Origin of the sequence: Streptomyces sp. NPDC047453, from assembly GCF_040643155.1 — a bacterium.
Lineage (GTDB): Bacteria > Actinomycetota > Actinomycetes > Streptomycetales > Streptomycetaceae > Streptomyces.
The window spans coordinates 1-20,351 of sequence record NZ_JBEYTS010000096.1 but is presented as its reverse complement, the minus strand read 5'-3'; the positions used below and the strand labels follow the sequence as shown (position 1 = coordinate 20,351).

Annotated in this window: 19 protein-coding genes and 3 pseudogenes; 11 read left to right on the top strand and 11 right to left on the bottom strand. The window is 68.4% G+C overall.

What is annotated here, in order from left to right; translation table 11 throughout:
- Positions 1 to 257, bottom strand: a 257-nt coding sequence (locus ABZ818_RS38650; RefSeq protein WP_361425770.1) for a hypothetical protein, incomplete at its 3' end; no start/stop codon positions are given.
- Between ABZ818_RS38650 and ABZ818_RS38645 the strand changes: the two are divergent.
- Positions 220 to 309, top strand: a pseudogene (locus ABZ818_RS38645) (helix-turn-helix domain-containing protein); the annotation flags it as partial. The gene ABZ818_RS38650 and the pseudogene ABZ818_RS38645 sit on opposite strands and share 38 nt — an antisense overlap.
- 1,064 nt (positions 310 to 1,373) lie before the next feature.
- The gene (locus ABZ818_RS38640) at positions 1,374 to 1,802 is read left to right on the top strand and encodes a hypothetical protein (protein ID WP_361425767.1); all 429 of its coding nucleotides are present in this window, start codon (positions 1,374 to 1,376) and stop codon (positions 1,800 to 1,802) included.
- A gap of 215 nt (positions 1,803 to 2,017) precedes the next feature.
- On the opposite strand, the gene ABZ818_RS38635 is transcribed toward ABZ818_RS38640, so the two are convergent.
- Positions 2,018 to 2,236, bottom strand: a complete 219-nt coding sequence (locus tag ABZ818_RS38635; protein ID WP_361425764.1) for a hypothetical protein — start codon at positions 2,234 to 2,236, stop codon at positions 2,018 to 2,020.
- A 350-nt stretch (positions 2,237 to 2,586) separates the two neighbouring features.
- On the opposite strand from ABZ818_RS38635, the gene ABZ818_RS38630 reads away from it, so the two are divergent.
- Positions 2,587 to 3,162, top strand: coding sequence for a DUF1990 domain-containing protein (locus ABZ818_RS38630; RefSeq protein ID WP_361425761.1), 576 nt, complete (start codon positions 2,587 to 2,589; stop codon positions 3,160 to 3,162).
- A gap of 157 nt (positions 3,163 to 3,319) precedes the next feature.
- Here ABZ818_RS38630 and ABZ818_RS38625 read toward each other — a convergent pair.
- Positions 3,320 to 3,610 (bottom strand): annotated as a pseudogene (locus ABZ818_RS38625) (AMP-binding protein); the annotation flags it as partial.
- Positions 3,611 to 4,138: 528 nt separating this feature from the next.
- On the opposite strand from ABZ818_RS38625, the gene ABZ818_RS38620 reads away from it, so the two are divergent.
- Positions 4,139 to 4,909, top strand: a complete 771-nt coding sequence (locus ABZ818_RS38620; RefSeq protein WP_361425758.1) for a uracil-DNA glycosylase — start codon at positions 4,139 to 4,141, stop codon at positions 4,907 to 4,909.
- 89 nt (positions 4,910 to 4,998) lie between these two features.
- Positions 4,999 to 5,524, top strand: a pseudogene (locus ABZ818_RS38615) (ATP-binding protein); the annotation flags it as partial.
- 273 nt (positions 5,525 to 5,797) lie between these two features.
- Here ABZ818_RS38615 and ABZ818_RS38610 read toward each other — a convergent pair.
- Together ABZ818_RS38610 and ABZ818_RS38605 are read right to left on the bottom strand one after the other, a co-directional pair.
- Positions 5,798 to 7,432: a fucose isomerase gene (locus ABZ818_RS38610; protein ID WP_361425755.1), complete on the bottom strand. Its 1,635-nt coding sequence runs from the start codon at positions 7,430 to 7,432 to the stop codon at positions 5,798 to 5,800.
- Between the two features lie 226 nt (positions 7,433 to 7,658).
- A complete protein-coding gene (locus ABZ818_RS38605) occupies positions 7,659 to 9,137 on the bottom strand; it encodes an FGGY-family carbohydrate kinase (protein WP_361425752.1) in 1,479 nt (492 codons plus the stop codon).
- Between the two features lie 279 nt (positions 9,138 to 9,416).
- On the opposite strand from ABZ818_RS38605, the gene ABZ818_RS38600 reads away from it, so the two are divergent.
- From ABZ818_RS38600 to ABZ818_RS38585, 4 genes are read left to right on the top strand one after another with little or no spacing between them, the layout of a single operon-like run.
- Positions 9,417 to 10,508, top strand: a complete 1,092-nt coding sequence (locus ABZ818_RS38600; RefSeq protein ID WP_361425749.1) for a glycoside hydrolase family 172 protein — start codon at positions 9,417 to 9,419, stop codon at positions 10,506 to 10,508.
- Positions 10,509 to 10,554: 46 nt separating this feature from the next.
- Positions 10,555 to 11,979: a sugar ABC transporter substrate-binding protein gene (locus ABZ818_RS38595; RefSeq protein WP_361425746.1), complete on the top strand. Its 1,425-nt coding sequence runs from the start codon at positions 10,555 to 10,557 to the stop codon at positions 11,977 to 11,979.
- Positions 11,976 to 12,941 (top strand): sugar ABC transporter permease, encoded by a 966-nt coding sequence (locus ABZ818_RS38590; protein WP_361425743.1) that lies wholly within the window; start codon positions 11,976 to 11,978, stop codon positions 12,939 to 12,941. The genes ABZ818_RS38595 and ABZ818_RS38590 overlap by 4 nt, the downstream gene beginning before the upstream one ends.
- Entirely contained in the window at positions 12,931 to 13,791 is an 861-nt protein-coding gene (locus tag ABZ818_RS38585) for a carbohydrate ABC transporter permease (RefSeq protein WP_361425740.1), read from the top strand. Before ABZ818_RS38590 ends, ABZ818_RS38585 begins: the two co-directional genes overlap by 11 nt.
- Before the next feature lie 159 nt (positions 13,792 to 13,950).
- On the opposite strand, the gene ABZ818_RS38580 is transcribed toward ABZ818_RS38585, so the two are convergent.
- The gene (locus tag ABZ818_RS38580; protein WP_361425737.1) at positions 13,951 to 14,973 is read right to left on the bottom strand and encodes a LacI family DNA-binding transcriptional regulator; all 1,023 of its coding nucleotides are present in this window, start codon (positions 14,971 to 14,973) and stop codon (positions 13,951 to 13,953) included.
- Positions 14,974 to 15,222: 249 nt separating this feature from the next.
- Between ABZ818_RS38580 and ABZ818_RS38575 the strand changes: the two genes are divergently transcribed.
- Entirely contained in the window at positions 15,223 to 15,489 is a 267-nt protein-coding gene (locus ABZ818_RS38575; RefSeq protein ID WP_361425734.1) for a hypothetical protein, read from the top strand.
- 302 nt (positions 15,490 to 15,791) lie between these two features.
- Here ABZ818_RS38575 and ABZ818_RS38570 read toward each other — a convergent pair whose 3' ends face one another.
- The gene (locus ABZ818_RS38570) at positions 15,792 to 16,190 is read right to left on the bottom strand and encodes an OsmC family protein (RefSeq protein ID WP_361425731.1); all 399 of its coding nucleotides are present in this window, start codon (positions 16,188 to 16,190) and stop codon (positions 15,792 to 15,794) included.
- Between the two features lie 119 nt (positions 16,191 to 16,309).
- Between ABZ818_RS38570 and ABZ818_RS38565 the strand changes: the two genes are divergently transcribed.
- Positions 16,310 to 16,438: a hypothetical protein gene (locus ABZ818_RS38565; RefSeq protein WP_361425728.1), complete on the top strand. Its 129-nt coding sequence runs from the start codon at positions 16,310 to 16,312 to the stop codon at positions 16,436 to 16,438.
- A 71-nt stretch (positions 16,439 to 16,509) separates the two neighbouring features.
- Here the strand turns inward: ABZ818_RS38565 and ABZ818_RS38560 are convergent, their stop codons facing one another.
- From ABZ818_RS38560 to ABZ818_RS38545, 4 genes are all read right to left on the bottom strand, one after another.
- The gene (locus ABZ818_RS38560) at positions 16,510 to 18,201 is read right to left on the bottom strand and encodes an ISAzo13 family transposase (protein WP_361425725.1); all 1,692 of its coding nucleotides are present in this window, start codon (positions 18,199 to 18,201) and stop codon (positions 16,510 to 16,512) included.
- Between the two features lie 90 nt (positions 18,202 to 18,291).
- Positions 18,292 to 18,750, bottom strand: a complete 459-nt coding sequence (locus ABZ818_RS38555) for an SMI1/KNR4 family protein (RefSeq protein WP_361425722.1) — start codon at positions 18,748 to 18,750, stop codon at positions 18,292 to 18,294.
- 209 nt (positions 18,751 to 18,959) lie between these two features.
- A complete protein-coding gene (locus ABZ818_RS38550) occupies positions 18,960 to 19,694 on the bottom strand; it encodes an alpha/beta hydrolase (protein WP_361425719.1) in 735 nt (244 codons plus the stop codon).
- Between the two features lie 395 nt (positions 19,695 to 20,089).
- Positions 20,090 to 20,351, bottom strand: a 262-nt coding sequence (locus tag ABZ818_RS38545) for a hypothetical protein (protein ID WP_361425716.1), incomplete at its 5' end; no start/stop codon positions are given.

Sequence of the window (20,351 nt, the reverse complement as noted above, 5' to 3'; positions counted from 1 at the left end):
CGCACCAGCCCTGTCCGGCAGAACGGAAGGGGAATCTGCCACACACCAGCCTCCCGACCAAACAACCCAGAGCTAAGCAGCGACACGCTACTAGTCAGCACCGGTGACATCCGGTCAACTTCGGTTGGGATCAGGTGTCGACCGCTGCGCTCGGCACTCCCGTACGGGCGGCGTCGGACGGCCAGAACGATCACGTGGCTGAGCGCGCAGGTCCGGGATATCGATGACGACGAGGGCAGGCTGTTGCTGCGGATCATCCGCAGAGGCACAGGCTCGGTGGTGACCTGGAGGCGGGCCCCGATGGTGCTTTATCCGGGCAGAAATCGGCGATGACCCTTCGATTCACTGTCCGCGGCCCTGCGCGCGTGCGTCGGCGCCGCCCCCTCACCTGGGGGAGCGGTAGCAGCCGCGTCGTCACCCACCGGCGCATCGCCAACCGCCGTTTGAAGGCGGTCGGCCACTACTGGGCCTTGCAAACCTCTCCCGATCCGCAGGATGCAGCGCCCACTTCGACCGTCGCTGCGCCTGCGGCGACCGATACGCCGCCGCGCTTCGCCACCTGTACGGGAAGCTGCTCGCCAGCCTTCACCGCTGTCTGAAGGACGATGTGACTTGCCGGGAGGCCCCCGCACGGGTGCGGGCGGGCGCGAAAGCGGCCGGGAACACACCTGGGATACGTCCCGGGCCACTGCGAGCCGATACCCGGGCACGATGCCGGCCGCTCTCTGCTCGCCCGACACCCACGGAGCGCCGCTTCCCGAACCGGGAGTGGGGCTTTCTACTGCTCTGATTCCCCGTGCTGGGCCGATGAGTCGGAAGGCTGCGTCTTCCCCGGCGCCTACAGCCACCTCACGTACTCACCGAGCGCCAAAGAGGGGAAAGTCGCAGAGCACATCGTCTACGCCCAGTGGTACTCGAACTACACCTACCTGCTGCTGGCGCCCCCCGGTAAACCCGCCCCGCGAGACAAGGAGATTCCCGGAGCATGGGTTGCCAGCGGCCCGAGCGGTGCACCATTGCACCGCATCACACCTGAACTTCACTCCGCCGTTTACAAGGCCAACGGAGACCACAAGGACGGTGCCTGCTATGGAACAGGCCCCTACGCCAGTACCTACAACGGCCTTGGACGGTCTCTGTGGGGTGGGGCGCCGGTGCGTCCCACCCCACACCGTCTTCGTCCAATGGAGTCACCGATGAGGAGCAGAATCCTGGATCTGCGGCAACTCTGGGGAGAGGGCTGGTGCATCACCCTTGCTCCACGATCACTCAGTCCGCCCTGCGCATCATGGGAGTTCAGGAAATCGAGCAAGCCCCTGCCCGCAGACCTCGCCTCCGCTTTCGCCGGGCGAGACCCTCGGAACGGTCCACCCGTGCTGCTTGCCGCCGCTCCCGTGGACGATGTCTGGAGCATCATCACCGAATGCGAAGCGAGCACAGGATGGGTCGGAACACATTCCGACGTACTGTCCTCGCTCGCTTCCCCCGGCCGGCCGGCATGCACCGCCTTCTCCGACCCCGACCAGCTCCAAGTGGAATTCTGTGAGGACGCTTCCCAGCCGTGCGGTATCGACCCACGCACCAACAGGCGCTGGGGCCCGTACAGCCAACGCGCCACCGAGTCGCTGCGCCTCGTCGGCTTTCCGGACGACTACGCCACCGAAGAGGAACCCGTTCCGGAGCCGGATCGGGTGGCCGTCGGCGCGCTCCTCGTCATGCAGGCCATCACGGGCATTCAACTCCGCCACGAGCACCTGACCGGCTCCTGGATCGGAGGCTTGTCCTCGAAAATTGCTCCTTGAACCGCCATCGCACCAGTCAGCTGCCCATGGAAACCACAACGGAAGTTCCAGCATAGATGCCCCCTATACCCCCAGAGATGATGCTGGGTATGAGGCTCGCGGGGCCGGCAGTCGGTCACAACACACAGACCAGGAGGCTCTAGCAGCCGGGGCGCGCAGGGCCGGTTGGCGTGGCGTGCGCGGGCCGTTGGCCTTTATGGGGCCGTTTTCGGGGGTTATCGGCGTCCGCCGAGGCGGTCGTCGTGGATGTGTCCGACGACGGCAGCGAACTGGTCGGGGTCAGCGAGTTCGGTCAATCCGTGCACCGCGGCATCCATGCGGTCGGGGCTGTCCATGCCGTCGACCCAGGTGACCATCTGGTCCTCCAACTGCACGTGCGTGCCGACGTGGTGGAGGAGGCCCTGGTCGTACGGCCTCGGGGAACAGCGGACCAACTGCTAGCTCAACTGCCTGGGCCGCTATAGCTTCCGGGCCACCGTCCCGGCCTACGCCCGCTGCGCGACCCGGACACCGCCGGGCTCGACGATGACGACTACTCGAGGCGGAGGACATCGCTATCCCGCCGACTACCACCCACCCGCCGCTCTCACAGCCCTTCACGCCAGAGTCACTACCCAAAGCAACAGCCCCAACAGCAAGATCAAGACGACACGTTGATGATCGGCAAGCCCTTAGGTAACAACTCCTGGCACTCCGTCGTGGAACGCCCTTCCGGCCGACCGTCGACCGTGCGGAGGAGCACCACCGCGTTACGATCAAGGCCCGCCCGTCCGACAGGAGCGTCATGCCCCACAACCGTACGAGACGCGGCCCGTCAGCCGGCGCACTCACCTACGGCCCGGCCGGGGCGACCCGACCCGCCGACGAGCCATGGCCGTCGGGGAACACAGGTCTGCGCCCCTATGCCCGTACCGTCGTCATCGGCCGCGGGGAGGCGGACTGGCAAGCCGCGGCGGACGCGGTGCTGCGCTGGGGCGTCAAGCGGCGCAGCGGCTTCACCGTCAGTGGCCGCGACGGTGCAGGGGAGCGGGTCGTCGAGGGGGCGGATTACCAGGTCACTGCGGCATTCGGTCCTTGCGTGGTGCGGGAGCCGGTCCGGGTCGTCGCCGTCGTCGACACCCCGGACCGCTGCGGCTTCGCCTACGGCACCCTGCCCGGTCATCCCGTCAGCGGTGAGGAGGCCTTCATCGTCCACCGGTCCCCCGACGGCACGGTCGCACTGACGATCCGCTCCCTGACCAGTGCCGCCCCACACGGGTGGTGGCGCCCGGTGTTCCCGGTGCTGCTGGTCGCGCAGCGGGTCTTCCGGCGACGTTATCTGCACGCCCTGCTGCCCGGTCGGGGAGCGGACGTCGAGTGACCCGCCGTCCCGCACCCTCTGCGGGACGGCGGGCCGGGGGCGGCCTGGTCAGCGGGTGGGCCGGCCGTCCAGGTGGCGGTGGAGGGTGACAGTGGGCCGCTCGTTGCCCTTGGGGCGTTGGCGACGGCGCTAGTGCGTCCAGGACGTGTGTCATCTGGGCCTTCACCGCGTCGGTGTCGGGCTGTTCGAAGAAGGTCCGCAGCGCCTCGACCGTCGCGACGGCCCCGGAGTCCTCCAGTACCCACCGGATCTGCTCGGGCGAGGAGGTGTCGTAGATCGGCACCGGCACCGCACCGATCGTCCACAGGGCATAGTCGGTCAGAGTCCATTCGTAGCGCGTCGCGACCAGTAGGGCGACCCGGTCGCCGGGCTGGATGCCGGCGGCGAGGAAGCCTGCTGCGAGGGCGCGCACCTCGGTCGCGAACTGCGCGGCGGTCACGGGCTCCCAGCCACTTCCCGTTGGCCGGTCGAACAGGACAGGCTCGGGGGGTCGCCTCGGAATACCGCGTTGGCCAGCTGATCCTGCGGCGGAATCCGGATCGTGGAGGGGCTCTCGTACTCGCGCATACCCGCAGCGTCAGCGCATGTCAGAACATGCACCATTCGTTACGACCGAATGGACACGACCCGGCCTTTCCATAAACGGGAGGGCAGAGGGGAGCGGCGGCTACTTTGCACCGTGGGTCAGTGATACGAGTCCGGGGCCGACACCAGGCGCAAAGTAGGTACGCTTCGCTGGTCAGCGGTTCGGCCGACTGCGGGTAAGAAGGCTGTCACCAGCCGCATAGGGGCAAGTGTCGGAAAACAGGCGCTGTCGACACTCACTGGGGCCAGAGAGCTTCCGCGGGTCGGCAGTGTCGGCAACCTGTGTCGAGAATCACGTCGGCAAGCGGTGGGCGCCAATCAATGGTCCTACTCGCATACTTGTCCCCTGGTGTCCGAGGTGGGAGCCCTGGGCCAATTTACGGTGGAGGGCATGGAGACCAGCAACCTTCACGTACTCGACGAACAGATCACGCAGTGCGGGGCCTGTCCGCGTCTGGTGGCCTGGCGCGAGGAGGTCGCCCGCACCAAGCGGGCCGCGTTCGCCGACTGGACGTACTGGGGGCGGCCGGTGCCAGGCTTCGGGTCGCCGGGCGCCCGGCTGCTGATCGTGGGGCTCGCTCCGGCCGCGCACGGCGCCAACCGGACCGGACGCATGTTCACCGGGGACCGCTCCGGGGACGTGCTCTATGAGGCCCTGTACGACGTGGGGCTCGCCTCGCAGCCCACCTCGGTCCGGGCCGGCGACGGCCTGGAACTGCATGGCGTGCGGATCACCTCTCCCGTGCACTGCGCCCCGCCCGACAACAAGCCGACACCGGGGGAGCGGGACACCTGCCGGTCCTGGCTGGTCCAGGAGCTGAAGCTGCTGCGGCCCACCCTGCGGGCCGTGGTCGTGCTCGGCGCCTTCGGCTGGCAGGCCGCGCTGCCCGCCGTCGCCGAGGCGGGCTGGACGGTGCCCCGGCCCCGCCCCGCCTTCGCCCACGGCAACCGGGTGCCGCTCGACGGCCTCGACCTCTTCGGCTGCTTCCACGTCAGCCAGCGCAACGTCTTCACCGGCAGGCTCACCCCCGCCATGCTCCGGGACGTCCTGTGGACGGCGGCGGAAGCGGCAGGACTGCCGACCAGGGGTGCGGGCGCGCTACGGGGTCTACAGCGCGGAGGTGCCGACGGCGATGCGGGCGCCGACCAGTTGGCCGGCTGATAACAAGCCCAGCGGTGGCGGGGTGCCCGAAGATCGACAGAAGCGAAGCCGTTGCGCAGGGTGACGAGGACGCTGACCCCGGCGTGGTGAGAGAGCGTCTGCGTCGCCACCTGGAGCGCGCCGACTCGTCACTCGACCAACAGTGTCGCGCCGTGACCGACGAACTGGATGGTCCCCGTCCGCCCGCACGACGACGCGGCCCTGCTGATGGCACGCACCAGGCGCATCGGTACCCAACAGGTCGCCACCTGGGACCTGCCCACCGACCCGGCGGTCGTCGCCGAGGCCCGCAGAACGAGCACCCGGCAGCTCGACGCCTGGAGTCTGGACGAGTCGGCCTTCACCACCGAGCTCGTGGTCAGTGAACCCGTCACCAACGCGATGCGGCATGCCGTCGGTCCCATCCGGCTGCGCCTGATCCTGGAGCGGTCCCTGATCTGTGAAGTGTTCGACGGCGGAGCCACCGTTCCGCACCTGCGCCATCCGAAGACGACCGACGAGGGCGGCCGCGGCCTGTTCCTGATCTCCCAGTTCACCCAGCGCTGGGGCACCCGTTACCTGCCGGAGGGCAAGGTCATCCGGGCCGAGCAGTCCCTCACGGAGCCTGTCACGTGACCTGGTTCCGACGACTGCCCGCCGCTGCTCGGTGCAGGCCGTGGCCACCCGCGCCGACCTCGGCACGTTTGCTTACGCGCATCCGCAGCCGACCGGTCGGCCTGGGCAGCTTGCGGTGGACATCACTTTCCCCACCGCCGGTCAGTACATCGTCAACACCGAGTTCCGGCGGCAGGGCCAGAGGGCCGACGTCCACCCCCGGCAGGTGGCCACCGTCGTCGGCTCCGCCCCGCGCCGGCGCGTGACTGCCTCAGGTTCACCGCCGGGACGCGGCTAGAGCGTCACGTCCCCGCACAGGTGCACCTCGACGCCCAACTCGGCGAAGAGTGCCGCCTTGGCGCGCAGCGCCTTGTCGGCGGTTGCCGCGTCGGGAGCGTAGGCGACGTTGAGGTGGTTGGCGCGGTGGCGGGCCATGAACTGGTCGCGGGTGATGCCGTGCAGGATCGCGTGCATGATCGGCCACTGGTGGTTGGTGGCCTCCAGCCGGCGCCGGGTCTCCGCCTCGGGCAGCTCGATCGAGGTGGCGCGGCCGAGGTCGACGTGCAGCCGGCCGTCCATCAGGAACACGCGCGACCAGACGATCTCGCCCGGCTTGGAGACACCGCTGAGGGTGCCGCCGCCGAGTGGGAAGAACATCGGGGGCTGGCGCATGCTGTACGACTTGTCGTAGCCGCCGTTGTGGGAGGCCGGCACCGAGCCGGAGATCTCGAAGACCCAGACGAACCGGCCGTCGTACTCCTCGCCCCAGCGGATGTCGTGCAGCGTGGTGGCCGGGTCGAGGCCCATCGCCGTCCAGATGCGGTTGGTGACGAGGGAGTCGACGGCGACGCCCTCGTCCACCTCGTTGAAGTGGGGCAGTGGCGTGCCCGCGTAGAGCTCACGGGTGCTGTCGCGGCTGAGTACGGGCGGGCGCTGGACGTTGTTGAGCAGTCCCTCGGCGAGGTCGCTGGCCGGGACGGTGTCCTTCAGGCCCTGCTGGTACTGGATGCCGACAGCGTCGAGGCCGAAGTCGTCGGCGATGCGCAGTGCGGCGATGTACATCTTGAACTGGCTGAGCAGCTGCGCGTCGGTGAGTTCGGTGGCCTCGTCCGTGCCGGTGTGGAAGGTCATGCCGGCGTGGTCGAGCCAGACGCGGACCGCCTGGGCCTCCTCGTCGGAGACCTTCTTCATCTCGGCTACCAGGGCGCTCTGCGACAGGCGCTCCTTGTAGATGCCGAGCGGGTTGAGGAACTCGTCGTCGATGATGGCGTTGTACATGCCCATGCAGCCCTCGTCGAAGACGCCGATGATCGCCTTCTCCTCGCGCAGCTGACGGGCGAGGGCCGCGCCCAGTTCGGTCTCCGGGTCCTGCGACAGGGGCGGCAGGGGCCGGACGTGGCCGGTGTCGTGGGTGAGGGTGCCCGTCTCCAGCCAGGTGCGCAGGCCCTCGCGCGCCCACTCGTCGGTGAAGTCGGCGCTCCACAGGACGGAGTAGTCGCGTCCCGCCTTGGTGAGGCTGCCGGCGAGGTTGAGCAGGCCGACCAGGCCCGGGAACTCACCGCTCCAGTTGGCCACGATCAGGATCGGGCCCTCGTGGCTGCGCAGACCGGCGAGGACGTGGTGGCTGTACTGCCAGACGGCCTCGACGACGATCAGCGGGGCGTCCTTGGGCAGGGTCTTGAAGACCTCGATGCCGGCGCGCTGGCTGTCGATGAAGCCGTGGCCCTTGGCCTCGTCGACCACGTGACCGCGGTGCAGCTTCCAGCCGAGGTCCGTCACGGCCGCGGCGAGGTCGCTCTCCAGCTTCTCCTGGGTGGGCCAGCAGGTGACGTTGGCGGCAGGGCGCAGGTCGCCGCTGGCCACGGTGTAGACGGTGTGCGGCTCGGTGGCCGGCGGCCGGTTGAACTCGGGCAGGGAGTACGTGGTCATGCGGTCTCCATAGGTTGTGCGTTCGGCCCCGGAGCGGGGCCGCTGTCTCGAGCAGTGGGTGAATCCGGTGTGACGGCCCCACGGCGGCAGGCCGGTGCCGGCCGCCGCCGAGGGGGCGGCGGTCGGCCGTCAGGGGCAGGCGGCGACCGGCCGTCGCCGAGCAGGGGGAGGGGGTCGTCTGCGGACAGGTGAAGGCGGCCGTCTGCGGGCACGCACGAGGTGCCCGTCAGCGCTCCTGCAGTGCCGCCAGGGCATGGACGACATCCACACTGTCCGGGTACAGCCGCCGGTAGAGGGCGTACGACGCGTCGTAGCGCGCGATGTGTTCGGCGCGCGGTGTCACCGTCGCGCGTACCGGGTTCCAGTCGTCGATGGACGCGTCCCCGACGAGCTGAGCGGCCAGCAGCGCGCCGCCGTAGCTGGCACCGATGGTGGTGGTGCGCAGCTCCTGCGGGCGGCCGGTGATGTCGGAGACGATCTGTGTCCACAGGGAGCCCTGGGTGCCGCCGCCGACGGCGACCACGCGGCGGATGTCGCCGCCGGCCTCCTCGATGACCTCGATGTTGTGGCGGACACCGAAACCGGTGGCCTCCAGGGCGGCCCGGTAGAGGTCGCCACGGGTGTGGGAGAGGGTCAGCCCGGCGATCACTCCGCGGGCGTCCGGGTCCATGACCGGGGTGCGCTCGCCGGAGAAGTACGGCAGCATCAGCAGGCCGTTGGCGCCCGGGCCGGACTCGGCGGCCAGGCGGGTGAGCTTGGTGTGGTCGGTGCCGCCGAACAGGTCGCGCAGCCAGTTGGTGACCGCACCGGAGGTGGCCATGCCGCCCGCCAGGTTCCGGGTCCCGGGCAGGGCGCCGACCGTGCCCCACAGGGACGGGCTGGTGAGCGACTGGGGCACGGTGTGGACGAGGAACATGGTCGTGCCGTACATCAGCATCAGGTCGCCGGTGTTCTGCGCACCCACGCTCAGTGCCTCGGCCCAGGCGTCGATGGTGCCGGTGGTGACGGGGATATCGACGGGCAGGCCGGTCTCCCGGGCGGCCTCGGCGGTGACGGTGCCTGCCGCCTCGCCGGACCAGCGCAGCGGCGGCAGTTCGATGCCGGGGGCCACCTCGGCAGCCCAGGGGGCGTACCACTCGCAGGCGTGCGTGTCGTACAGCGGGGTGCACTGGCTGGCCGAGTGGTGGTCGAGGACGTAGGCGCCGGTGAGCCGCCGGGCCAGCCAGGAACTGGGCATGTAGAGGCGACGGGCCCGGGCATAGAGTTCGGGCTCCTCCTTGGCGATCCAGGCGATCTTCGGCCCCGCGGCCTGGGTGGTCAAGGCCGAGCCGCCGCGCCGGATGATCTCCTTGGCGCTGAGCCGCACCTCGATGTGCTCGATCTGGCGGACCGAGCGGGTGTCCACGCCGTAGAGGACGGCGGGGCGCAGCGGGGTGTCGTGCTCGTCGGTCAGCAGGACGCAGGGCCCCATGCCGCTGACGCCGACGGAGAGGACGGTGGTGTCACCCGGGCCGGTCAGCTCGCGGGCGAGTTCGGTGAACTCGCGCCACCACACGGAAGCGTCCATTTCGAAGCGGCCGGGTCCCGGCCGAGCAGGTCTGTGCTCCCGTACGGCCGAGCGGATCAGAGAACCGTCGAGGCCGACGAGGACGCCCTTGCTGCTCGACGTGCCGATGTCCACGCCGATGACTGCGTTGCGAGGCATGCCCAGGACCATCGCAGAAATCGATTTCAGGGTCAAGAGTCCACACGCGAGCCGCGGTTTTTCCTGGTGAGAGGCCTTGGGTGACACGCGGCCGCCATCCGGGTACACCTGAACGTCTCACCTCTTGACACCCCTGAGGACCCCCTCTACGTTTCGGTGAAATGGATTTCAGAGGTGTTTCACCGAGGTGTCGGTGCCACCTCGCTCTTCCCGCGCCCCACGGTGCCCGTGCCGGCCCGCGGCGCGCGCCCCCGTACTCCACCATGAGGGCAAGACACGATGACGACCTTTGGACTCGACGGCATCTCCCGCAGGACGCGTGCCGTCAGCCGTTCCATCAGCGCCGAGAACGTCACCGGCGCCAAATCCGGCGGCGGCCGCGCCACGGAGGGCACCGGAGCGGTGGCGGCGAGCCGGCTGGGGCCGGGCTGGAAGATCTCGCCCAGTATCGACATCGCCGCCGGTGAGACGGCGGTGCTCGCCGACATCGAGGGCCCCGGCACGCTCCGCCACCTGTGGTGCACCACCGACCCGCACACTGCGTGGCGGGGCACTCTGCTGCGGATGTACTGGGAGGGCGAAGAGGAGCCGGCCGTCGAGGTGCCGCTCGGCGACTTCTTCTGCAACGGCTGGAACACGTTCAGCCAGGTCTCGTCCGTGCCGGTCGCGGCCAACCCCAACGGCGGCTTCAACGCCTACTGGCCGATGCCGTTCCGCCGCAGGGCGCGCATCACCTTGGAGAACCTGACCGCCGAGAAGGTCACGCTCTACTACCAGGTCGACTACGAACTGGACGAGGTCGGCGACGACGCCTCCTACTTCCACGCCCAGTGGCGCCGCAGTCACCCGGTCCCGTTCGGCGAGGTGCACACCCTGCTCGAAGGCGTCACCGGCGCCGGCAGTTACGTCGGCACCTACATCGCCTGGGGAGTCAACAGCCCGGGCTGGTGGGGCGAGGGCGAGCTGAAGTTCTACCTCGACGGCGACGACGAGTTCCCGACGATCTGCGGCACCGGCACCGAGGACTACTTCGGCGGCGCCTGGAACTTTGACGTCCCCGGCCAGGGCTACACCGCCTACACCACTCCCTACCTGGGCCTCAACCAGATCCTGAGCCCGGACGGGCTGTACCGCAGCCAGCAGCGGTTCGGCATGTACCGTTGGCACATCCTGGACCCGATCCGCTTCGGTGAGGACCTCCGCGTCACCGTGCAGAGCCTCGGCATCGGTCCTGGCCAGGGCAACGGCCTGCCGCACCGCTACCGGCACACCAGCGACGACATCGCCAGCACCTCGCTGTTCTACCTGGACGCTCCGTCTTCCGCGTCCCGCCCGGCCACGCCGGACCTGCTGACGCTAGAAGTCGACTGACCGCTCTTCTCCCGCAGCCCCATCCCACTCCGACAGGAGCGCACGCATGCTCCAGCACGGCAACGACGCCGCGCGTCCAGCCGGACCGCTCGGCACCTCAGGCCGCGTCTGTGACACATCAGGCCTCGGCTCCGCCTCCGGCACATCACGCCGCCGCTTCCTCACCGCGGTGGCGGGCGCCGGAGCCGCCGCGGCGTCCCCGGCCCTGCTCACCGGTTGCGGCACGGCCCAGGCGAAGGGCGGCAACCTCCAGTTCTGGAACTTCTACGGACCGCAACGCTCGCCCGACCCGGCGATCAACGCGCAGTCCCAGTGGTTCGTCGACATGGTCGCCAAGTGGAACGCCACCCACAAGGCGCAGATCGACCTGGTCTACCTGCCGCAGCCCACCTACCTCAACGGATTCAAGCTGCCGTCCGCCTTCGCCACCGGCGAGGGCCCGGACATCTTCCTGCTCTCCCCTGGCGACTTCCTGCGCTACTACAACGGCGGCGTGCTGGCCGACCTCACTCCGTACATGGAGAAGGAGGCCATCGGCGACTTCGGCACCGCGCTCGACAGCCGCAGGGTCGACGGCAAGGTCTACGCCCTCCCCATGGAGATCGAGCCGCTGGCCATGTTCTACGCCCAGGACGTCTGGGAGAAGGCGGGACTGTCCGAGGCCGACATCCCCACCACCTGGGACCAGATGCTCGACATCGGCGACAAGCTGCGCACCAGGACGCGGGCCGGGCTCGTCTTCGAGGCCAACCCGGGCTACTACCAGAACTTCACCTGGTACCCCTGGATGTGGCAGGGCGGCGGCGACGTCCTGGACGCGCAGGGCAACGTCGTTTTCGACTCGAAGGCCACCCGCCAGGCCCTCGGGTTGTGGCAGGACGCGGTACGCCACGGCATCGCGCCGCGGACCGTGCCCGCCGCTGGCGACGTGATCGGCGGTTTCAAGGGCGGCAACGTCGCCATGTGGCAGCAGGGCATCTGGAACGTCTCCAGCTTCAAGGCGTTCGCACCCCAGTACAAGTACGGCGTCTTCAAGCTGCCGGTGCCTCCGGGCGGCAAGTACGTCACCACGCTGGGCGGCTGGTCCTTCTGCGCCAACGCGCAGGGCCGCAACCCCGAGGCAGCGGCCGAGTTCTGCGTCTGGGCGCTGGGGTCCATGAAGGACGACTCCGTCAACCGGATGGTCGACTGGTGCGTCGGCGCCAAGTCCGACGTGGCGCCCCGTGTCAGCGCCCTGGAGCGCGGAGCCGCCAAGGGCGGCTACGACTCCGAGATCATGAAGAAGTTCAAGGACGAGATCTTCCCGGGCGGCCGCGCCGAGCCGCGCTACCCCCCGGTCGTCTACAAGGCGATCTCCGACGCCATCCAGGGATCCATGCTCGCCGGCCGCGGGGTGGCCGGCGAGGCGTCCAGAGCCGCCCAGTCCATCGCGGCCTACACCAAGAGCTACAAGGGGGCGAGCCTGATATGAGCAGCGTCGCCGCACAGGAGGGCCGGCGCACCGCCGTCGCCCCGACGCAGGCACCCGCCTCGTCCGACGGGCGCAGACTCAGCCGCAAGCACCGCGAGTGGCTGGCCGCAGGCTTGTTCCTCGCCCCCGACGTGCTCGGGCTGCTGGTCTTCGTCGCGATCCCGATGGTGCTCTCCATCGGCCTGAGCTTCTTCCAGGTCAGCGGCTTCGGCAGCTACGAGTGGATCGGGCTCGGCAACTACCGGCGGATGATGAACGACCCGCTGTTCTGGGACTCGATGAAGATCACCGGCGAGTACGTGGTGATCCTCGTCCCCGTCCTGTTCTGTGTGAGTCTCGGCCTCGGACTGCTGGTCAAGCAGAAGCTGCCCGGCGTCGGGGTCTACCGCACCGCGCTCTTCCTGCCGTACGTCATCAGCCTCGTGGTGGTCGGCGTGCTGTGGAAGTTCCTGCTCGACGAGCAGACGGGTGTGGTCAACCGGGCCATGCGCGCTGCCGGGTTCGACGGCGAGTCCTGGCTCGGCAGCCCGTCCTTGGCCCTCGGCTGCGTCATCGCCGTCATGGTGTGGGTGATGATGGGCTACTACATGATCATCTTCCTGGCGGGGCTCCAGGAGATCCCCAAGGAGTTCTACGAGGCCGCGAAGCTCGACGGAGCGGGCCCGTGGACCACCTTCCGCACGATCACCTGGCCGCTGCTGCGCCCCACCAGCTTCTTCGTCCTGCTGATGTCGACGGTCGCCGCGATCACCGGCGGTCTCGATCTGATCTTCGTCCTGACCGACGGCGGTCCGGCCAACGGCACCTCGCTGGCGATCTTCTACATCTACCAGCAGGCCTTCGGATTCGGGGAGTACGGCTATGCGTCGGCGATGGGCTCGTTCCTGGTGCTGATCATGGTCGTCGTCTCCATGGTGATCTTCAAGCTCACGAGAGGCGGGAGGTTCGACGATGGCGAGTGACGCCATGGCGACCCAGGCCACCCCACCGACCGGCCGACGCCGGCCGCTCACCTCGCGTACCGGGCTGACGGCCCTGGCCGTGGTCCTGTCGCTGATCAGTATCTTCCCGGTGCTGTGGATGGTCACGGCGTCCTTCAAGACGCGGGCCACCGTCACCGACGGAAACCTGATCCCCCGGGACTTCACGTTCGACAACTTCGTCTACGTCTTCACCGAGGTGCCGTTCGGGCGCTACCTGTGGAACAGCTTCTTCATCTCCGCGATGATCACCGTGGCGGCGCTGTTCTTCCACTCGATGGCCGCCTACGCGCTGGCCCGGCTGCGCTTCCCGGGCCGCGAGAAGCTCTTCGGCGCCATCTTCGCGACGCTGCTGGTCACCGCGCCGGTGGTGCTGATCCCGCTGTTCCTGGTCGCCCGCGAACTGGGCCTGCTCAACAGCTACGCCGGCCTGATCATCCCGGCGATCTTCAACGCCTTCGGCATCTTCCTGCTGCGCCAGTTCTACCTGGGGCTGCCCAGGGAACTGGAGGAGGCGGCCATCGTCGAGGGCTGCGGCCACTGGCGGGTCTACTGGAACATCGTCCTGCCGATGTCCCGGCCGATCCTCTCGGCCCTGGCGATCTTCTTCTTCCTCGCGAACTGGAACGCATTCGTCTGGCCGCTGGTTGCCACCAACGACCAGTCCCTGACAGTGGTCCAGCTCGGCATCGCCTCCTTCCAGACGCAGTACGGATCCAACTGGAACTACATCCTGGCGGCGGCGACGGTGGCGGCGCTGCCCATGTTGGCGCTGTTCTTCGTCTTCCAGCGGCAGATCGTGGAGTCGATCAAGACGTCCGGTATGAAGTAGCGGCACGGTAGCCAAAGGGGCGCCGCACCGGTCGGATGACCAGTGCGGCGCCTCACGCGTGCGGTGGGCGCCGCGCCTTGTGCCCACGGGTGCGGTACGGGGATGTCCGGAGCAGTTGGGGCGCGTACGAGTGCGTACCGTGCGCGTTCGTCGTGTCCGTCAGTCCGCGACCGGTCCGGCGGTGCTCTCCCGAATCTGGAGCCTGGTGCGCAGCACCACCGTCTGCAATGGTGACGCGCTGCCTTCCATGCGCTGGAGCAGCAGGTCGGCGGCGGTGCGCCCGAGCTCGTACGAGGGCAGCTCGACCGCCGTCAGCGACGGTCGCACCAGCGACGCCCAGGGGACGTCACCGAAGGAGAGGACGCCGACGCCGGGCGGAGTGCGGCCGACCTCGTCCAGGGCGTCGAGGACGCCGATGGTCATGAGGTTGTTGGTGACGAACACCGCGTCGGGCGGCTCGGGCAGGGCCAGCAGCTCGCGCATTGCCGCCCGGCCGCCTTCGACGCGGAAGTCGGCGTGCCGGACGTAGGTGTCCTCGGCCACGGCCTCGTCTCTCCTTGCGGCGCGCAGCGCCGCACGGTAGCCGGCCAGCCGCTCCTCGGAGGTGGAGGCGCCCTCGGGTCCGGTGATACAGGCGATCCTGCGGTAGCCGGCCTGCACCAGATGGCGGGTGGCCACCTCACCACCGTGCTGATCGTCGACCCTGACCGCGTCCACCTCGGCGTCGTGCGGCCGTCGGTCCACGGCGACCACGGGCACGCCCCGGGCGATCAGCGGACCCAGGTCCGTGTCATCCTGAGAGGCCGCCGCGACGATCACACCCGCCATCTGCTCACCGAGCGCGACTTCGAGGTAGCGCCGCTCCTTGCCGGTGTCCTCGTCGGAGTTGCACAGGACGACCGAGAGGCTGGTGCGCTGCGCGGCGTCCTCGACACCGCGGGCGAGCGAGGTGAAGAACGGGTTCTCGATGTCCGGGATGATCAGGGCGATCACGCTGGAGCGCTGCTTGCGCAGCGAGCGCGCCAGCCGGTTGGGCGCGAAGCCGAGGGCCTCGGCGGCCTGTTGCACAGACTGGGCGCGTTCCGGTGTGACCCTGCCGCCGTTGAACACACGCGACACGGTTGCCGGGGATACTCCGGCGGCTCGCGCCACGTCATGGATCGTCACCACCTGCGTCCGCATCCTTTCACCCGGTTTCCGGATCCCCACCCTACCCTGCTGGTGAAAAGGATTTCACCCCCGTATTGAGGGGCCCGGCGCCGAGGTCACGAAGCCTGCTCGCCCCCAGTGGCAGTCAAGGGGAGCGGTCGACCGGCGTCGGGGAGATCCCGGCCTGACCGGAGGCACCGAGCGTGGTGGACTCGATGAACCGGACGACGGTTTTGCCCGCGCGGGGCCTGGGATGTCACGCAGAACGCGCTTGGAGAACCTGTGAACAGACCGCTCTCGCGCTGCGTCTCGGTCCTGTATGCGATATCCGCGACCTGTGCCGCCATAGGCGTACTGCTGTTGGTGCGCGGCCAGATCAGCGCGCCCCCCAGGGTCTACGGGTCCTTCCTGGCGGCCGACGGCTACACCCCGTCGGCCTGGCGGGTGTGGTCACCGGCAGTGCCCGAAGAACATCTTGGCCTGTACCTCATCGCGGCCGGGCTGGTGCTGGTGGTGGCGGCGGGCTTGTTCTCCATCCGACGTGGCTGAGCAGCGCAACATCGTCATCGGTCACGGTGAGCACCACGACCCGTCAGGTCGACGCTGGCACCCGCCCCGGCCGGTTCGATGCCGCCACCGAGGTCCGGCTCGCCGACATCGACCGGGAAGCCACCCATCACGTCGACGCGCGGCGTCCGCGGATGGCTTTGTTCACGAGAACCGGTTCTGGCTCAAGTTCTGTGGTCCATCCACCTTCGTGACTGTTGATCTTCGTTCGCATCAAGATGATCAAGCGCCGAATGTACGGTCGAGCCGGCTTCAACCTGCTGCGAAAGCGAGCCCCGTGCGTCTCAGCCCGCCGAGCGGGTGACCGCGGCACCCTGGCGCAGGGCGCGGGGGATCTCGGCGACCTCGTCGACGGTTGCGATCAGTGCCGCGATGAGCGCCTGTGGCGCGTCGCTGTCGACCTCGACGGCGTAGGAGATGCCGGACGATTTCCATCGGGAGGTGTCGAAGCCGCCCTCCGCCCGCACCCGGACACCCCGCAGTTCCACCCCGCCGGCCTCGGCCTCGCGGTAGAGGTCGTTGAGCACGCACGCCGCCACCGCCAGGTTCAGCACGTGGCCACCGGTGAACGCCGACCGCACCCCGACGCCGCCGGGCGTCCACTGGTGCGGGAGCCGGACGTCGTCGCCGTCCTTCTTCAGAAACGACCCCGCGCTCGCCACCACCGCGAACCGCTCATCCATGACCTGCCTCCTGTGGCCGTTTACGCGGTTGCAGCCCAACCCGGATCCGTCCACGCATCATGGCGCAACTCGAAGTAATTAGGTGGGGACTTCGGATTCCCGGTGTCTACCCTGGCACGATGCTCCTTGAGCTCACACCGCTGACCAGCACGCATGTCGACGCCCTTCGCGAACTATTGTTCACCGAGGGCTGGAGCAGGACCTGGATCAACGGCGGCAACGTCCGGGGCGAAGGGCTCAGACGATGACACCTGGACGCAGGCGGATCGTGCTACGCGCCCATCTCATTCTGAAATGATCGCTTAGGGCGTGCAGATCTTTAACTCGTCTTTTTGACCTTGGTTTGGGTGGGGTCGGAGGTAAGGAACGCGGCGACGTCGGCGGGTGTACAGAACCGGACGGTGGAGGCGTTGACGTGGTGGCCGTGTGCTTCCAGGAGAGGCCGGACTTCCTGGTTCGCTCGGCTGATGGTCGCGGCGGCGACACCGAAGAGCTCGCCCAGGAGGTTCACGGTGGCGAGTTTGCGCAGGTGGAGCACGGTGGCCAGGATCCGGTCATCGGGTGTGAGCTTGGCTTTGGCGCCTGTGCCGGGGGCGACCAGGCGCTCGTGACCGCGGCGGGTGCGGAGCACTCGCTCGCGTTGAACCTCCAGTGCAGGAGTCAGCGCGTCGATGAGCTCGCTGAGCTGTTGGCGGGTCATGCCGGTCAGCTCTGGGTCCTGCAGTGAATACGTGGTGAGGCGATGTGGCTCGCTCGCCGGTGTCTGGTCTGACGTGCTGCTGGTGGGCGCCGTGTCCAGCGGGAGCTGGGGGTGGAGGGTGTAGTTCCAGTCGCCGTGGAAGCGGTGCCGGGTGATCGGCAGGGCGGCGATCTCGTCGTCGCTGACCTGGATACCGGTGGGGTAGCAGTTGGTGTCGAGTTCGGCGTGCACGGTCAGGCCGGTCTTGGTGGTAGTCGCGGCGATGCTCTCGACGATGACTTCGTGGCTGGTCAGGGGCCTTCCGCGCCAATTCATGGTGATGTGGGAGAACAGCCTGTGCTCGATCCGGTTCCACTTCGACGTTCCGGGAGGCAGGTGGCAGACGGTGATCGCCAGTCCGGACTCGGCTGCGAACCGGGCGAGTTCGGTCTTCCATGTGCGGGTGCGATACCCGTTGGAGCCGCCCGCGTCGGCGGTGATCAGCAGCCGGCCGGCTGTGGGATAGGCGGCCCGCCCGGCTCCGTTCCACCAGCGGCGGATGGATTCGACGGCGAACGCAGCGGTGTCGTGGTCGGTGCCCACGTTGACCCAGCCGGTGTTCGCGGCGACGTCGTAGATGCCGTAGGGCACCGCTCTGCCCAGCTCACGGTCGGGGAAGTCGTGGGTGTCGACCCGCACCGGCTCGCCCCTCGGCTCCCATTCGCGGCCGTTGTTCTTGAAGGGGCCGACCAGTTCCTTCTTCTTTGTGTCCACACTGATCACCGGAGCCCCGCTGTCCTGGTGGCCGCGGGCCTGCTCGTTGAGGTAGTGGAACTGGGCGTCCCGGTCGGGGTGCTGCTTGCCTTCCAGTGCCTTGGCGTTGCTCTGCAGGCTGAAGCCCTCCTCGCGCAGGAGGTCGCCCACTGTGTCCGCGGAGATCTTGTGGCCCTGGCGGGTCAGCTGCTCGGCAAGTTTGCGAGTGGATTTGGTCGTCCAGCGCAGCGGCGACATGGGATCTCCGCGGACGTCGGGCTCGACCAGCATGAGGAGTGCCTCACGAACGGCTGGGTTCAGGTCGACGACGCGTTTGCGGCCACCTCCGGGTCGGCGGGTGCGTCCCAACGGGGCCTCTTTGGAGTCGAGTTCCCTCATTCCGACAGACACAGTGGCTTCACGGACACCGGCGGCACGGGCGACCGCTCTGATCCCGCCGTGGCCGAGGGACTGGGCTTCCGCTCCTATCAGCAGGCGACGCTGTCGCTCGTCGAGGTGCGGCAGGATCGCCCTGAACTTGGCTGCCAACACGGCCCGTTGCCCTTCCAAACCGCTCATGCCAGACCAACGAATCACCGAGCGGAAAGCCACGAGTTAAAGATCTGCACGCCCTTACAGCGGCTACCAGAATGGGCCTCGCGGGCTGACCTACAGAGATCCCGGCTCGCCGTCGGCGACGAACCGTGTCAGGGATCGCTCCAGCAGTTCTAGAAACTGCCGCAGGTCATCGGCTACCTTGTCGAGCTCCGGTTCGTCCAGCGACGCCGTCCTCGTCTGATGAACCGAGCCATCAGGGCGCGCGACGTAGGACAGGCCGCCGCCGTTCGAGCCGATGACCAGACCGTGGACCTTCTCGTCCGCGCGGATGTCGACAGCGCCGTACTCCTGGAGTCGCAGAAGGACGTCACTTGCTGGGTCGAGGAAGTAGCCGTTGCCGACGTCCGCCCAGGTGACGCCGCCGATGCTGTAGTAGAAGGTGACCAGGTCGGCCGGGATGAGGCTCGCTTGGGCAAGCGCGCGAGCCGCGGTTTGATCGTCGCGGTTGGCCGGCCGGACCTCGTTGGCGCCAGGGGGAAAGCCGTGCCGGCGCTTGAACTCGCCTGTCATTGCCGTGAGGGTCCCGGAGACTCTGTCTGTCCACTGGGCAGCAACCAACAGCGCGGAAATCGAACAATTCATGGCTTCGGGCGGCGCGGGCCCCACCGGCTGGGCAGGGACCCGCGACATAACAGCAGAGGGGCGCCGGGAGCTGCCCTCGATGAGCAGCATCCTGGCCAACCCGGCTTACCGTCTGGTGGTGGCCCGGCGGCCCGGCCTCACTTCAGATGCCGAGCGAAGAACTGGGCCGCGTCCTCCCCTGCGAACTGCGGGACACCGGTGTGCCCGCCCATATTGGCGTGCAGGGACTTCTCCTTGGAGCCGAAGGCGTCGAACAGGTCCAGGGCCGCCTGCCGGTCGTTCCCCTTGTCGTCCCACTGCAGCAGGACGTGCAGCGGAATGGTGACCTGGCGGGCCTCCTCGAACATGGCGCGAGGCACGAAACTCCCGGCGAAGAATCCGGCGGCCACGATGCGCGGCTCGACCACCGCAAGCCGGATGCCGATGGAGATCACTCCCCCCGAGTACCCGACCGGGCCCCCGATCTCGGGCAGCGACAGGAGGGCATCCAGGGCGGCCTGCCATTCCGGGACCGACTTTTCGACCAGCGGGAGGATGAGGGCGTCGATGATCTCGTCACTGACCGGCTCGCCGGCCTCCATGGCCCGGCGCAGGTCGGCACGGGCCTGCTCGGCGGCGGCCCAACGGGGCCGGTCACCGCTCCCAGGGAGCTCGATGGTGGCCGCGGCGAACCCGTCCGCCGCGGCGTGCTGGGCCCGCGCCACCAGCCGGGGGTACATCTTGTGCAGTCCGAGCGGGGGGTGGCCGAGCAGGATGAGCGGCACCGGTGCGGATGCAGATGCGGGCGTCCACAGGATGCCGGGGATCTCGCCCAGGGTGAATTTGCGCTCGAAGACACCGTCGTCGAGACGCTGTTCAGAAGTGAAGTGCATGGTCATGCCTTTCGGGAGGGCTCAGAACGGCGCTCCCGGACGACCTATCGTCCGACCGTGACCCCAGAGGAGAGCACCCACGTGAATACGTTCACGGGTACCACCTCCTCGTTCTCTCGCACGGCCTCCAGAAGGCTAGCAGACCAGAGGGACCAATCTTCGATCACACAAACTTGAGGTCTCATCGCGGCTTCCCGAGGCGAGGCCCTGCGACGGAGGCGAAGGTGAGTGCTCCGCTCAGCACGCCGCCGTTGTGGTGACCAACCCCGACGCCGTGGCGGAGAAGCAGGGCGGATAGGCCAAGGGCTCCACGGTGATGCGCTTGATGTGGAAACGAACGCGATGACCTTGCTGATCAAAGAGATCCAGCGTTCAGCATTCTTCATGTCGTCCTACTACTCCGGCGACATGCCCTGACCGTAGCCCCGACCATGAGCCTGACCATGGCAGGTCGGCGCGCTGATGTACCTTGCCGATCGCCCGCCCGTCCGGCGGTCCTTGAGGAAGCTCTCCGTGAGGGCGCCTTCTTCGCGGGCTTGGCCGGCGCCTCGGGCAGATCCGTTCTCGACGACGGCCGAACGCTGACCCTCTGACGGCGGATCAAAAGTGACCCACTTGGTGATCTTCGTCTGACTCTGGCCTTGGTGATCAAGGTCA

What these genes read in the sequence shown, in the direction of transcription:
- ABZ818_RS38585 (WP_361425740.1), top strand. Translation starts at nt 12,931, where the DNA reads ATGGCGAGTGACGCCATGGCGACCCAGGCCACCCCACCGACCGGCCGA.
- ABZ818_RS38600 (WP_361425749.1), top strand. Translation starts at nt 9,417, where the DNA reads ATGACGACCTTTGGACTCGACGGCATCTCCCGCAGGACGCGTGCCGTC.
- ABZ818_RS38570 (WP_361425731.1), bottom strand. Translation starts at nt 16,190, where the DNA reads ATGGATGAGCGGTTCGCGGTGGTGGCGAGCGCGGGGTCGTTTCTGAAG.
- ABZ818_RS38555 (WP_361425722.1), bottom strand. Translation starts at nt 18,750, where the DNA reads ATGACAGGCGAGTTCAAGCGCCGGCACGGCTTTCCCCCTGGCGCCAAC.
- ABZ818_RS38620 (WP_361425758.1), top strand. Translation starts at nt 4,139, where the DNA reads ATGGAGACCAGCAACCTTCACGTACTCGACGAACAGATCACGCAGTGC.
- ABZ818_RS38630 (WP_361425761.1), top strand. Translation starts at nt 2,587, where the DNA reads ATGCCCCACAACCGTACGAGACGCGGCCCGTCAGCCGGCGCACTCACC.
- ABZ818_RS38610 (WP_361425755.1), bottom strand. Translation starts at nt 7,432, where the DNA reads ATGACCACGTACTCCCTGCCCGAGTTCAACCGGCCGCCGGCCACCGAG.
- ABZ818_RS38595 (WP_361425746.1), top strand. Translation starts at nt 10,555, where the DNA reads ATGCTCCAGCACGGCAACGACGCCGCGCGTCCAGCCGGACCGCTCGGC.
- ABZ818_RS38565 (WP_361425728.1), top strand. Translation starts at nt 16,310, where the DNA reads ATGCTCCTTGAGCTCACACCGCTGACCAGCACGCATGTCGACGCCCTT.
- ABZ818_RS38580 (WP_361425737.1), bottom strand. Translation starts at nt 14,973, where the DNA reads ATGCGGACGCAGGTGGTGACGATCCATGACGTGGCGCGAGCCGCCGGA.
- ABZ818_RS38590 (WP_361425743.1), top strand. Translation starts at nt 11,976, where the DNA reads ATGAGCAGCGTCGCCGCACAGGAGGGCCGGCGCACCGCCGTCGCCCCG.
- ABZ818_RS38605 (WP_361425752.1), bottom strand. Translation starts at nt 9,137, where the DNA reads ATGCCTCGCAACGCAGTCATCGGCGTGGACATCGGCACGTCGAGCAGC.
- ABZ818_RS38550 (WP_361425719.1), bottom strand. Translation starts at nt 19,694, where the DNA reads ATGCACTTCACTTCTGAACAGCGTCTCGACGACGGTGTCTTCGAGCGC.
- ABZ818_RS38560 (WP_361425725.1), bottom strand. Translation starts at nt 18,201, where the DNA reads ATGAGCGGTTTGGAAGGGCAACGGGCCGTGTTGGCAGCCAAGTTCAGG.